11 protein-coding genes are annotated in these 13,610 nt (G+C 66.0%); 5 read left to right on the top strand and 6 right to left on the bottom strand.

What is annotated here, in order from left to right; all coding sequences use genetic code 11:
* Nucleotides 1–9 precede the first annotated feature (9 nt).
* The 6 genes from QO207_RS14890 to mreB form a co-directional block, all read right to left on the bottom strand.
* The gene (locus tag QO207_RS14890) at nt 10–3,828 is read right to left on the bottom strand and encodes a YhdP family protein (protein WP_301533153.1); all 3,819 of its coding nucleotides are present in this window, start codon (nt 3,826–3,828) and stop codon (nt 10–12) included.
* Nucleotides 3,829–3,980: 152 nt separating this feature from the next.
* Nucleotides 3,981–5,438 (bottom strand): ribonuclease G, encoded by a 1,458-nt coding sequence (rng, locus tag QO207_RS14885; RefSeq protein ID WP_301533152.1) that lies wholly within the window; start codon nt 5,436–5,438, stop codon nt 3,981–3,983.
* A 47-nt stretch (nt 5,439–5,485) separates the two neighbouring features.
* Nucleotides 5,486–6,070: a nucleoside triphosphate pyrophosphatase gene (locus QO207_RS14880; protein ID WP_301533151.1), complete on the bottom strand. Its 585-nt coding sequence runs from the start codon at nt 6,068–6,070 to the stop codon at nt 5,486–5,488.
* 61 nt (nt 6,071–6,131) lie between these two features.
* Entirely contained in the window at nt 6,132–6,620 is a 489-nt protein-coding gene (gene mreD, locus QO207_RS14875; RefSeq protein WP_301533150.1) for a rod shape-determining protein MreD, read from the bottom strand.
* The gene (gene mreC / locus QO207_RS14870; RefSeq protein ID WP_301533243.1) at nt 6,620–7,687 is read right to left on the bottom strand and encodes a rod shape-determining protein MreC; all 1,068 of its coding nucleotides are present in this window, start codon (nt 7,685–7,687) and stop codon (nt 6,620–6,622) included. Before mreC ends, mreD begins: the two co-directional genes overlap by 1 nt.
* Before the next feature lie 86 nt (nt 7,688–7,773).
* The gene (mreB, locus tag QO207_RS14865; RefSeq protein WP_017518164.1) at nt 7,774–8,811 is read right to left on the bottom strand and encodes a rod shape-determining protein MreB; all 1,038 of its coding nucleotides are present in this window, start codon (nt 8,809–8,811) and stop codon (nt 7,774–7,776) included.
* A gap of 238 nt (nt 8,812–9,049) precedes the next feature.
* Here mreB and gatC point away from each other — a divergent pair, with 238 nt between their 5' ends.
* From gatC to QO207_RS14840, 5 genes are read left to right on the top strand one after another with little or no spacing between them, the layout of a single operon-like run.
* The gene (gatC, locus tag QO207_RS14860) at nt 9,050–9,337 is read left to right on the top strand and encodes an Asp-tRNA(Asn)/Glu-tRNA(Gln) amidotransferase subunit GatC (protein ID WP_301533149.1); all 288 of its coding nucleotides are present in this window, start codon (nt 9,050–9,052) and stop codon (nt 9,335–9,337) included.
* Between the two features lie 19 nt (nt 9,338–9,356).
* On the top strand, nt 9,357–10,811 hold the full coding sequence (gene gatA, locus QO207_RS14855; protein WP_301533148.1) for an Asp-tRNA(Asn)/Glu-tRNA(Gln) amidotransferase subunit GatA: 1,455 nt from the start codon (nt 9,357–9,359) through the stop codon (nt 10,809–10,811).
* Nucleotides 10,812–10,822: 11 nt separating this feature from the next.
* Entirely contained in the window at nt 10,823–12,268 is a 1,446-nt protein-coding gene (gene gatB, locus QO207_RS14850) for an Asp-tRNA(Asn)/Glu-tRNA(Gln) amidotransferase subunit GatB (protein ID WP_301533147.1), read from the top strand.
* A gap of 54 nt (nt 12,269–12,322) precedes the next feature.
* Entirely contained in the window at nt 12,323–12,706 is a 384-nt protein-coding gene (locus QO207_RS14845) for a septal ring lytic transglycosylase RlpA family protein (protein ID WP_301533146.1), read from the top strand.
* An 11-nt stretch (nt 12,707–12,717) separates the two neighbouring features.
* Entirely contained in the window at nt 12,718–13,107 is a 390-nt protein-coding gene (locus QO207_RS14840; RefSeq protein WP_301533145.1) for a carboxymuconolactone decarboxylase family protein, read from the top strand.
* The last annotated feature ends 503 nt before the right edge of the window (nt 13,108–13,610 follow it).

The following is a 13,610-nucleotide window of genomic DNA, read 5'->3' as shown; positions in this document are numbered from 1 at the left end:
TTGAGGGGCTCAATGAGGCTTTTCGAAAGGTTTTTCGAAGGCAATGGTCGGGCTCTGCCACGGGCCCTTGACGCTGTACTGCACGCTGGCAAAGCGCGCGACCTTGTCGCCCAGCAGCTTGTCGACCACGAACAATGCACCACCGATGGCCGGTGCGCCGACGATCAGCGCTGCCAGCGGCAGGTTGTTGGTTACCGGCAGGGTCACCAGCAGCTTGGCGTCGATCTGGTCGTGGGCCAGGTCGAGGGTGCCATTCAGCTCGAGATTGCTCGACGGGCCGTCCAGGCGCAGCGGCTCACGGGTGAAGTAGACGCCATCGGTGGCGGTTAGCACGCCCTTCACCCGGTCGTAGCTCAGGCCCTTGCCCAGCAGGTCGGAGAAGTCCAGGCGCAGGCGGCGGTTGATGGCGTTGAAGTTGAGCAGGCCGAACACCCGCAGGGCGTTGGCACCGCCTTCCACCTCGACGAACTGGCCCTTGCGCAGACTGGCGTCGAGGGTGCCGCCGAAGCGCCGCAGGTTCAGCGCTGCCGGCGAGCCCGGCCAGTTGCCGTTGATGTCCACGCGGAAGCGCTCGCTGGTCACGCTGGGCGCAAAGTCCCAGGCCTTGAGCACGTCACCGAGGTTCTTGCCTTCGAGCTGGCCCTGGAAGGTGCTGCGCGCGCTCGTGTCCATGCCGTCCCAGCGCAGGTTGCCCTTCACCGAGAGGCCGCGCAGGTCCAGGTTGACGTCGTTGAAGCCGGCGCCAGTGGTAGTCGGACGCACGTTGAAGCTCCAGGAACCCACCGGCTTGCCGGCCTTGAGCACCTGACGAACCGAGACGTCCATCGGCGGCAGGGTGCGCGGGTCGATCTTCGCCAGCGGGTCCGGCTGCTCCACCGCCTTCTTCGAGTCGATGGCCTCGCCCTTGGGCAGGTCGATGCGGTCGAGGGCGATCTGGATCGGCTTCACCTTGCTGTCCGGCACGGTGACCTTGCCGGAAACCAGCGAACTGACCAGGCCAACCTGCCAACTGCTGTCGACGCGGGCGACGTCCAGCGTGAGGTTTTCCAAGGTCTGGCCGAAGCCCTTGAAGCGGGCTATCTGCAGGTCCGCGCCACGCAGCAGGCCGGCGGCGCCTTCGACGCCGGTATTCGAATACTTCTTCGCGACCGCCATCCAGGCATCGGCGTCGACTTCATCGATCTTGCCGCGCACCTGCACGCCGTTCCAGTTCGGCAGCACGGCGGGGTCACCACCCAGGCGCAGTACGCCACGGCCGGCCAGCGGCTGGTCCGCCGGAGCGGCGTAGGCCAGGCTCGCGCGGTCAGCGTAGGTTGCCCAGTAACGCCGCTCGGCGCCCTCCAGGGTCATACGGAACTCGCTCTCGCGGGTCTCCTGGGTGGCCTTGCCCAGCGGCGCCGGCAGGTCGATGCTGACGCCCTGCAGGTTGGAGGCGACCTGCAGCTGGCTGTCCTTGCCATCCAGCAACAGGTTGAGCTGGAACGGCACACGACCGTCCACCGGCAACTGCTTCTGTATCTTCGCCCACTCCAGCAGCGACTTCACCGCCACCTGGCCGCCCACCAGCACCCGCGTGCGCGGCACGCCATTGCGGCCCTCGGCGCGGATGCTGCCGGTAACGCGCGAACCCAGCACCTGGGCGGCGATGTTCTGCCCGCTCAGGCCGCTGTCGGTGTCGTAACGGAACTTGCCCTTCACTTGCTCCAGGTTCAGCTCGGGCTTGGCGATCTTCAGCCGCGCCTTGTCGGTGTCGAAGTCGACAATGACCCGCGCCTTGCTCATTTCGCCCTTGGCCAGCGGAATGTCCAGGTTGAGGTGTCCGTTCAGGTCGCCCTCGCCTTCCCAGCCTTCGAAGGTGTGGCTGGCACCGATCGGCGAGTCCTGGAGGATCTTCAGGCCGTCGACCAGGTTGCTGGCGATGTCGCCGTTGACGTGCAGGTGGGAGGGCTCGCCCGGCGGCGTGTGGGGAATCTCCACCAGCACGTCGCGCACCTGGCTGTTGAGGATCTTCCCGGAGCTGGCATTGATGCTGACGCCGGTGTCCTCCACCCGCACTTCGCCTTCAGCCTTGCTTAGGCCGGGCCAGCCGGGCTGGTAGTCGAGCACGCCGTCGTGGACCTTGAAGTACAGGGTCATGGCGTGGGCCTCGGGCGCCGAATGTTTCTGCAGCGAGCCCTGCCAGAGGAAGTAGCCCTGCTCGATGCGTCCGCTCTTGATCGAACCCTTGAGCCAGGCGGCGAGGTCCTTGCTCATCTGCGGGATGACAGTGGGCAGGTACTTGCCGGTGTAGCGCGCGTCGCCGTTGCTCATGCCGACGCGCAGGTCCATGTAGTCCTCGGCCTCGGGGTCGCGCATCAGGCGGATCAGCATGTCGCCGGCCAGGGTGCCTTCCTCGCCGTCCACCTTCATCAGGTGGCTGCCGAGGGTGAAGGCCTCGTCGTTGAGCTGGAAGAACAGCCGCGCGTGGGCACTGCGGTAGCGCCAGGGCTCGGGGAACAGCGTCGCCAGGTGCAGCATGAAGTCCTGGGCATTGGCATCGAGGGTGCCGCCGCCGAGGTTGCCGCTGAAGGTGCCATCGACGTTGGCCACGGCGGGCACGTCGTGGAAGGCGCTGACGCCGACCTTCTCCAGGTTGGTGGCGTAGGCCACGCGCTCGGCACCCTCGCGTTGCGGCCAGTAGTCGAAGTTGACGTTGTGCAGCACGCCCTGCGGCTTGAGCCCGTCCAGCCACTCGTCGACCTTGTCCGGCAGCGGCGCCAGGGCGGTGATCAGCGGCGCCAGCGGGGACAGGTCGAGGCGGTCGGCGCGCAGCTGCCAGTGCTCCTCGCCCTTCATCCGCCGGGTCAGCTCCAGCTCCACCTCGCCCCAGCGGGTTTCGCCGAGGTTCGCTGCCAGATCGGCGACGCGCACGTCGAGGTCATCACCCTGGCGCTGGAAGAACAGGCTGACGCCCATATCGCTCAGGCTCACCGGCTTGCGGTCGCCCAGGGCGGCGTCGATCTTCGGCGCATTCAGGCGCGCCGCGGCAGACACCGGCACGCCCTTGTCGATGGTTGCCCAGAATTCGCCGCCGGCCTTGGCCTGGGACAGCTTCCAGGCGCCGGTGAGGCGCTCCGGCAGCCATTTGGCCCAGTCGGCCTGGGGCAGGCTGAGGTACAGCTGGGCCGAGCTTTTTGCCCAGTCGTCACGGTTCAGGCGGGTTTCCAGGCGCGCCGCCACCGGCTCACCGCCCGGCAGGCTGAAACGTGCTTCCAGGCGTTGGCGGCTGCCGCTGCGCAGGGTCATGCCGACATAGTTCAGCGACAGCGGGTTGGACTGTTGCGGCAGCACGGTCAGCTGGCTGTCCATCAGCGACAGCCGGCGCGGCGTCAGCAGCAGGTCGATAAGCTTGCGCGGATCGGTCTCGGTGTTGCGATTGGGCAGGCCGTCGGCGTGCCACTTGCCGTCCTCGTCCTCGCGCAGGGTCAGGTGCAGGCCTTCCAGCTCCAGGCTGTCGACGCGCGGCTGGCGCGCCATCAGGCTGCCGAGGATATCCGGGGTCAGGCGTACACGCTCCAGGCGCAGCGAATCGTTGCCCTCGCCCAGCTGGATGTCGCGCACCACGATGATCGGGCTGAAGCCGCGCCAGTGGCCTTCCAGCGCGCCGATGCTGACCGGCAGGCCGAGCTGCTGGCTGGCCTGTTGCGCCAGGTCATCGCGATACTCCGCCACCAGCGGCACCAGTTGCCGGCCCAGGCTGACGTACAGCGCAAGCAGCACCAGGCCCAGGGCCAGCAGCCCGAGGACGAAGCGCAAGGTGGTGGCGAGCAGGCGGCCGGCGTTTTCCATGTCAGCCGGATACCGGGGTGCGAAGGGTCATCGAGCGGCCTCCCAGCCATGAGCAGTCGAACAGAGTCTGACAGTGTGGATCAGACAAAGCTCCGGAAAACCCCACGGCAAAGCGTTCCGCGCTCGGAACGCCATGCCCTGCGACGTGCTGCTCAAAGCAGGACAACGTCGTACTGCTCCTGGGAATACATGGCCTCGACCTGGAACTTGATCGGCCGGCCGATGAACAGTTCGAGGTCGGCGACATTGCCCGACTCCTCGTCGAGCAGGCGGTCGACCACCTTCTGATTGGCCAGCACCAGGTAGGAATTGGCCTGGTAGGCCCGCGCCTCGCGGAGGATTTCGCGGAAGATCTCGTAGCAGATGGTCTCGGGCGTCTTCAGCATGCCGCGCCCCTGGCAGCTCGGGCAGGGCTCGCAGAGTACCTGCACCAGGCTTTCGCGGGTGCGTTTGCGGGTCATCTGCACCAGGCCCAGCTCGGTGATGCCGATGATATTGGTCTTGGCATGGTCGCGTTCGAGCTGCTTTTCCAGGGTGCGCAGGACCTGGCGGCGGTGCTCCTCGTCTTCCATGTCGATGAAGTCGATGATGATGATCCCGCCCAGGTTGCGCAGGCGCAGTTGGCGGGCGATGGCGGTGGCCGCCTCGAGGTTGGTCTTGAAGATGGTTTCTTCGAGGTTGCGGTGGCCGACGAAAGCGCCGGTATTGACGTCGATGGTGGTCATCGCCTCGGTCGGGTCGATGATCAGGTAGCCGCCGGACTTGAGCAGCACCTTGCGCTCCAGCGCCTTCTGCACCTCGTCCTCGACGCCGTAGAGGTCAAAGATCGGCCGCTCGCCAGGGTAATGCTCCAGGCGGTCGGCGATTTCCGGCATCAGTTCTTCGACGAACTGCGTGATCTTCTGGAAGTTCTCCCGGGAATCGACGCGGATCTTCTCGATGCGCGGGTTCACCAGGTCGCGCAGGGTGCGCAGGGCCAGGGACAGGTCTTCGTAGATCATCGTCGGCGCGCCGACCGTCTTGATCTGCGCGTCGATCTGGTCCCAGAGACGGCGCAGGTAGCGGATATCGGCAAGAATCTCGTCTTCCCCGGCACCCTCGGCGGCGGTGCGCAGGATGAATCCGCCCTTCTCGACGATGCCCTCGGCCTCGACGCACTTGGCGACCACCTGCTTGAGGCGCTCGCGCTCGTGTTCGTCCTCGATCTTCAGGGAAATGCCGACATGGCTGGTGCGCGGCATGTAGACCAGGTAGCGCGAAGGGATCGACAGGTGCGTGGTCAGGCGCGCGCCCTTGGTGCCGATGGGGTCCTTGGTGACCTGCACCACCAGGCTCTGCCCTTCGTGGACCAGCGCGCCGATGCTCTCGACGGCGCTGCCCTCGCGGGTGGAAATCTCGGCGGCATGGATGAACGCCGCGCGCTCCAGGCCGACATCGATGAAGGCCGCCTGCATGCCCGGCAGCACACGCACGACCTTGCCCTTGTAGATATTGCCGACGATCCCGCGGCGCAGCGTGCGCTCGACATGGACCTCCTGCAGGACGCCGTTCTCCACCACCGCCACGCGCGATTCCATCGGCGTGATATTGATCAGGATCTCTTCGCTCATGCGCCCTTCCTTATCGCGCCCGGAGTCGTGCCAGCGCTACTTTCCGATCAAGACTGCCAGCTAGGGATGGAGAAGTCAGCCAGCAATGCCGAGGTTTCGCACAGGGGCAGGCCGACCACGGCGCTGTAGCTGCCCTCGACGCGGCTGACGAAGACCGCCGCGAGCCCCTGGATAGCATAGCCACCGGCCTTGTCCTGCGGCTCGCCGGTTTCCCAGTAACGCTCGGCTTCCTCGGCGGAAATCTCGCGGAAAGTCACGCGGCTGCTGACCACGCGCGCTTCGCAGCGCTCGCGGTCGGCCACGGCTACGGCGGTCAGCACTTCGTGCTCGCGGCCGGAAAGTACCAGCAGGGTGGCCAGCGCGTCGTCACGGTCGAGCGGTTTGCCGAGGATGCGGCCATCCAGCACCACCGCGGTATCGGCGCCGAGCACGCAAACGTCGGCGCGCTGGGCGAGGAAATTCAGCCCCGCCTGGGCCTTGCCACGGGCCAGGCGCTCGACGTAGGCGAGCGCCGACTCGCCGGGCTGCGGCGTTTCGTCGATGGACGCGGGCACTATGTGGAACGGCAGGCCGATCTGGGTGAGCAGCTCGCGGCGGCGCGGCGAACTGGAGGCGAGGTACAGCTGGGCCATCAGGGACTCCGAAGCGAGCCCGCGCAACGCGGGCCCGGCGATTGCCCCGCAAAGGGGACGATCAGTTGATGTTCAGGCGCAGCCGCAGGGCCCGCAGCAATGTGTAGACCCAGGGCCAGAGCAGCGCGCTGACCAGCGCCGGCAGCAGGAACACCAGGGTCGGCGGGCGGTTGCCGGTCAGGGCGCTGATCCACAGCTGGACCAGTTGGGCGAGACCGAACACCACCAGCAGCACCAGGCACTGCTGCCAGATCGGGAACATGCGCAGGCGCTGGTGAAGCGCCAGCACCAGGAAAATGATCAGGCTGAGGATCAGCGCGTTCTGCCCCAGCAGGCTGCCGTAGAGCACGTCCTCGGCGACACCCAGCACCCAGGCGCTGAGCATGCCGACCTTCTGCGGCAGGTAGAGCACCCAGTAGGTGAGGAACATCGCCAGCCACAGCGGGCGGCCGATCTCCATGAAGCTGGGCATCGGCGCCACCGACAACAGCAGCGCCGCCAGAAGGGTCAACCAGATCGCCCAGCCATTGTTGGAACCCTGGCCAGCCATCAGTGGCGGGCCCTGGCATCGGGGTGCGCGGCCGAGGCACCGGGTGCGGCAGGTGCCGCGCCGTTGCTGCCGGCCGGATGGGCAGGCTGGGCGGCGGGCGCCGCCGGAGCGGCCGGTTGTGCACCGTTATGCGGCTGGGCTGCAGGTGCTGCCGGCGTGGCAGGCGCAGGTTGCGCGGGAGCGGCAGACTCAGCGGCCTTGCGGTCCGCCTCGGCCTGGGCTTCGGCGGCGTCGGTAGCGCGCTGTTCGGGGGTACGGCTGTCGCTGAAGACCAGTAGCACGTAGCGGCTGCGGTTCATCTTGGCGGTCGGCACGGCGCGAATGGTGGCGAAAGGCCCGCCCGTGTCGTGCAGCACTTCCTTCACCACCGCCACCGGATAGCCGGCCGGGAAGCGCTGGCCAAGGCCGGAGCTGACCAGCAGATCGCCTTCCTTGATGTCGGCGGTATCGGCGACGTAGCGCAGTTCCAGGCGCTCCGGGTTGCCGGTGCCCACGGCGATGGCGCGCAGGCCATTGCGGTTCACCTGCACCGGGATGCTGTGGGTGGTATCGGTCAGCAGCAGCACGCGCGCGGTATACGGCATCACCTCGACCACCTGGCCCATCAGGCCGCTGGCGTCGAGCACCGGCTGACCCTGGAACACGCCGTCCTTCTCGCCCTTGTCGATCAGGATGCGCTGGGTGAAGGGGTTCGGGTCGACGCCGATCAGCTCGCCCACCAGCACCTTGTCGTCGACCAGGGCGGAGGAGTTGAGCAGCTCGCGCAGGCGTACGTTCTGTTCGGTGAGGGTCGCCAGTTTCTGCAGGCGGCGCTGCATCAGCAACTGCTCGGCCTTCAGGCGCTCGTTCTCGGCCAGCAGCTCGCTGCGGCTGGTGAACTGGTCGCGCACGCCTTCCCAGGCACGAACGGGGAAGTCGGCGATGCCATAGAAGGGGCTCAGCACGAGGCCCATCTGGCTGCGTACCGGTTTCAGATAATCGAAGCGGGCATCGACCACCATCAAGGCGACCGACAGGACAGCGAGCACCAGAAGGCGCGCGCCCAGCGAGGGCCCTTTGGAGAATATCGGTTTGATGACCGGCTCCTAGCGGTGCAAGGTCGGTTGAAGTTTCACCAGCGCGGGCAAAACGTCAACCAACCTCCACGTCCAACTTACTCGGTGGACAGCAGGTCCATCGAATGACGGTCCATCATTTCCAGCGCCTTGCCGCCGCCACGGGCGACGCAGGTCAGCGGGTCTTCGGCGACGATCACCGGCAGGCCGGTTTCCTGGGCCAGCAGCTTGTCCAGGTCGCGCAGCAGCGCGCCACCACCGGTCAGCACCAGGCCGCGCTCGGCGATGTCGGAAGCCAGTTCTGGCGGGGACTGCTCCAGCGCGCTCTTGACCGCCTGGACGATGGTCGCCAGGGATTCCTGCAGCGCTTCGAGCACTTCGTTGGAATTCAGGGTGAAGCTGCGCGGTACGCCTTCGGCCAGGTTGCGGCCACGGACGTCGACTTCGCGGACTTCGCCGCCCGGGAAGGCGGTGCCGATTTCCTGCTTGATGCGCTCGGCGGTGGATTCGCCGATCAGACTGCCGTAGTTGCGGCGCACGTAGGTGACGATGGCTTCGTCGAAGCGGTCGCCGCCGACGCGGACGGATTCGGCGTAGACCACGCCGTTGAGGGAGATCAGGGCGATCTCGGTGGTGCCGCCGCCGATGTCGACGACCATGGAACCACGGGCCTCTTCCACCGGCAGGCCGGCGCCGATGGCAGCGGCCATCGGTTCTTCGATCAGGTACACCTCACGGGCGCCAGCGCCCAGGGCCGATTCACGGATGGCGCGGCGTTCCACCTGGGTGGATTTGCACGGCACGCAGATCAGCACGCGCGGGCTGGGCTGCAGGAAGCTGTTCTCGTGAACCTTGTTGATGAAGTACTGCAGCATCTTTTCGCAGACGCTGAAGTCGGCGATCACGCCGTCCTTCATCGGACGAATGGCGGCAATGTTGCCGGGGGTACGGCCGAGCATGCGCTTGGCTTCGGTACCGACCGCTACCACGCTCTTCTGGCTGCCGTGGCTACGAATGGCGACCACGGACGGTTCGTTCAGGACGATGCCGCGCTCGCGCACATAAATAAGGGTATTGGCAGTGCCCAGGTCGATCGACAGATCACTGGAGAACATGCCACGCAGTTTTTTGAACATTGGAAAGAAACCCTAGGTGGCGCGTGGGTGAAAAATGCGCGGGTAAAAAAGTGCGGCAAACTCTAACAATGACGGGGGTTTTGGGCAAGGCGGCAATTTATGCTAGATTCCTCGTTTTTCGGGCCTGCAGGCCCGTCCCAGCGGCCTTCGACCGTCTGCCGCGGGTTCTGTTCCCTGCCCCCTCAATTCCTTCCGGCCAGGTCCAGTTCGAACCGGGCCGCTCTAGCTGGAGACCTCGATGGCGCTTGAACGCACCGACGTGGAAAAGATCGCCCACCTCGCCCGCCTGGGCCTGGAGGAAGCCGACATTTCGCGTACCACCGACACCCTGAACAATATCCTCGGCCTGATCGACGCCATGCAGGCAGTCGACACCAATGGCGTGGAGCCGCTGGCCCACCCGCTGGAAGCCACGCAGCGCCTGCGCGCCGACGCCGTCACCGAGGAGAACCGCCGCGAAGCCTACCAGGCCATCGCGCCGGCCGTGGAAGACGGCCTTTACCTCGTCCCGAAAGTCATCGAGTAAGCGCTAAGGACACGGACATATGCTGCATCAATTGACCCTCGCCGAAGTCGCTCGCGGACTCGCCGACAAGCAATTCTCCGCCCAGGAACTGGCCACTGCCCTGCTCGCGCGCATCCAGCAGCTCGACCCGCAGCTGAACAGCTTCATCACCGTCACCGAGGAAATCGCCCTGGCCCAGGCCAAGGCGGCCGACGAGCGGCGCGCCAAAGGCGAGAGCGGTGCCCTGCTGGGCGCGCCAATCGCCCACAAGGACCTGTTCTGCACCCAGGGCGTGCGCACCAGTTGCGGCTCGAAGATTCTCGACGCCTTCGTCTCGCCCTACGACGCCACCGTCGTCGAGCGCCTGGCCGACGCCGGCACCGTGAGCCTGGGCAAGCTGAACATGGACGAGTTCGCCATGGGCTCGGCCAACGAATCCAGCCACTACGGCCCGGTGAAGAACCCCTGGGACACCTCCCGCGTACCGGGCGGCTCTTCCGGCGGCTCCGCTGCTGCCGTGGCTGCGCGCCTGATCCCGGCCGCCACCGGCACCGACACCGGCGGCTCGATCCGCCAGCCGGCGGCGCTGACCAACCTCACTGGTATCAAGCCAACCTACGGCCGCGTATCGCGCTGGGGCATGATCGCCTACGCCTCCAGCCTCGACCAGGGCGGCCCGCTGGCCCGCACCGCCGAGGACTGCGCGCTGATGCTCGGCGCCATGGCCGGCTTCGATCCGAAGGACTCCACCTGCGTCGACCAGCCGGTGGACGACTACCTGGCCGCCCTGGCCAAGCCGCTGAGCGGCCTGCGCATCGGCCTGCCGAAGGAATACTTCGGCGCCGGCCTGGACAGCCGTATCGCCGACGCGGTGATGAAGGTGGTCGAGCAGCTCAAGCAGCTCGGCGCGGTGGTCAAGGAAATCTCCCTGCCGAACATGCAGCACGCGATCCCTGCCTATTATGTGATCGCGCCCGCAGAAGCCAGCTCCAACCTGTCGCGCTTCGACGGCGTGCGCTACGGCTATCGCTGCGAAGACCCGAAGGACCTGCAGGACCTGTACAAGCGCTCCCGCGCCGAAGGCTTCGGCTCTGAAGTGAAGAACCGCATCATGGTCGGCACCTACGCGCTTTCCGCCGGTTACTACGACGCGTACTACCTGAAGGCTCAGAAGATTCGTCGCCTGATCAAGAACGACTTCACCAATGCCTTCGCCGAAGTCGACGTGATCCTCGGCCCGACCACGCCCAACCCGGCCTGGAAACTCGGCGAGAAGAACAACGACCCGGTCGCCCAGTACCTGGAAGACATCTACACCATCACCGCCAACCTCGCCGGCATTCCGGGGCTGTCCATGCCCGCCGGCTTCGTCGACGGCCTGCCGGTGGGTGTCCAGCTGCTCGCGCCGTACTTCCAGGAAGGCCGCCTGCTCAACGTCGCGCACCAGTACCAACTGGTCACTGACTGGCACAAACAAGCACCGGCTGGATTCTGAGGACGACACACATGCAATGGGAAACCGTGATCGGGCTGGAAATCCACGCACAGCTCTCCACCCAATCGAAGATCTTCTCCGGTAGCGCCACCACCTTCGGCGCCGCCCCGAACACCCAGGCCAGCCTGGTCGACCTGGCCATGCCCGGCACCCTGCCGGTGCTGAACCAGGAAGCCGTGCGCATGGCCTGCCAGTTCGGCCTGGCGATCAACGCCGAAATCGCCGAGCGCAACGTCTTCGCCCGCAAGAACTACTTCTACCCGGACCTGCCCAAGGGCTACCAGACCAGCCAGATGGATCATCCCATCGTCGGCAAGGGCCACCTGGACATCACCCTGGAAGACGGCACCGTCAAGCGCGTCGGCATCACCCGCGCACACCTGGAAGAGGACGCCGGCAAGAGCCTGCACGAAGACTTCCACGGCATGAGCGGCATCGACCTGAACCGCGCCGGTACCCCGCTGCTGGAGATCGTCTCCGAGCCGGATATCCGCAGCGCGAAGGAGGCCGTGGCCTACGTCAAGGCGATCCACGCCATGGTGCGCTACCTGGGCATCTGCGACGGCAACATGGCCGAAGGCTCGCTGCGTTGCGACTGCAACGTCTCGGTTCGGCCCAAGGGCCAGGCCGAGTTCGGCACCCGTGCCGAGATCAAGAACGTGAACTCCTTCCGCTTCATCGAGAAGGCGATCAACCATGAAGTGCAGCGCCAGATCGAGCTGATCGAGGACGGCGGCAAGGTCGTGCAGGAAACCCGCCTGTACGACCCGAACAAGGACGAAACGCGCTCCATGCGCAGCAAGGAAGAAGCCAACGACTACCGTTACTTCCCCTGCCCGGACCTGCTGCCGGTGGTGATCGAGCGCGCCTTCCTCGAAGAACTGCGTGGCCAATTACCGGAGCTACCGGACCAGAAGCGCGAGCGCTTCGAGAGCCAGTACGGCCTGTCCGCCTACGACGCCAGCGTGCTGTCTGCCAGCCGCGAGATGGCCGACTACTTCGAACAGGTCCAGGCCATCTGCGCCGACGCCAAGCTGGCGGCCAACTGGGTGATGGGCGAGCTCTCCAGCCTGCTCAACAAGGACAACCTGGAGATCGAGCAGTCGCCGGTATCCGCCGAGCACCTGGGCGGCATGATCCTGCGCCTGAAGGACGGCACCATCAACGGCAAGGCGGCCAAGACGGTGTTTGCCGCCATGGCCGAAGGTGAAGGCTCGCCCGACGAGATCATCAAGGCCAAGGACCTGGTGCAGAACACCGACTCGGGCGCCGTCGAGAAGCTGCTCGACGACGTGCTGGCGGCCAACGCCGAGCAGGTCGAACAGTACCGCGCCAGCGACGAAGCCAAGCGCGGCAAGATGTTCGGCTTCTTCGTCGGCCAGGCCATGAAAGCCGCCAAGGGCAAGGCCAACCCGGCGCAAGTGAACGAACTGCTGAAGAAGAAGCTCGAAGGCTGAGCCCACACTTCAACGACGCCGGGCTTGCCCGGCGTTTTTACGTCCGGAGGTTCGATGCTGCGACCCATGGCCCTCGTCGGCTGCCTGGCCCTGCTGGCCGGCTGTAGCACCACGTCTTACGACAGCGACTCGGAGGTCTCCGGCCGCGGCTACCGCGCCGAAGGCACCGCGTCCTATTACGGCAAGGCGCACCATGGCAAGCGCACTGCCAGCGGCGAGCGCTTCAACCAGAACGCCCTGACCGCCGCCCACCGCACCCTGGCCTTCGGCACACGGGTACGGGTGACCAACCTCGACAACGGCCGCAGCGTCGTGGTGCGCATCAACGACCGCGGACCGTTCGGTCGCGGGCGAATCATCGACGTTTCCAAGGCCGCCGCCGAACAACTCAACATGCTGCGCTCCGGCACCGCGCCGGTGCGCCTGGAAGGACTCTGAAGGAACCCGTCATGAGCAATGAGAACCGCAAGGCCGGCGAACAGGTCCGCCGTGAAGTGATGGGCGACGTCTTCGTCGACCGCGCCCTGGGCAACGCCACCGAGTTCACCCAGCCGCTGCAGGACTTCGTCAACGAGCACGCCTGGGGCGGCGTGTGGAACCGCGAAGGCCTGCCGCGCAAGACCCGAAGCCTGATCACCCTGGCCGCACTGACCGCCCTCAAGTGCCCGCAGGAACTGAAAGGCCACGTGCGCGGCGCGCTGAACAACGGCTGCACGGTGGAAGAGATTCGCGAGGCGCTGCTGCATTGTGCGGTCTATGCCGGTGTTCCGGCGGCCATCGATGCGTTCCGGGCGGCGCAGGAAGTGATCGAGGCTTGGCAGGCGGATCAGAAGGCCTGATTTTCAACAGCGCCAGCGGGCGCTGATCGCGGGCATGGCCCGCTTCTACTTGGGATTTCACAGCGCAGCGGTTCGCGAGCAAGCTCGCTCCTACGAAGAGCGCATCGAGCTTCGGCTCTGGCTCTTGGCTCTTGGCTCTTGAAGACTTCCAGTGAAATACCCGCACGCTCCGGAGTGCCCCTTTCAGGAGGCCGAAGGTGATCGGAGTTTCAGGGGTTGAGCGACATGGATCTCGCGAGAGCTGCGATGGGCCAGGGACGGTCCTTCGCAGCGTGCCCCTGAAACTCCGAAGAACCGAGGGTACTTTTCACGAAGCGAAAAGCCGGATGGAGGGGCGAGACCTTTGCCTACTTTGGGTCGTTTGCCAAAGTAGGTCGACCGAGGGGGCGAAACAGGAAGTCCGCGCGCACGCCGAAGCGGCGCAAAAAACCTCACCCGAAGCAGCGCGTAGGGCGGATAACGCTGGCGCGTTACTCGCCCTACAAACTGAACGTGGCGCTCCT

The organism is Pseudomonas sp. CAN1, assembly GCF_030462585.1.
In the GTDB taxonomy this organism is placed as follows: Bacteria; Pseudomonadota; Gammaproteobacteria; order Pseudomonadales; family Pseudomonadaceae; genus Pseudomonas.
This window is presented reverse-complemented; position numbering and strand designations above follow the sequence as displayed.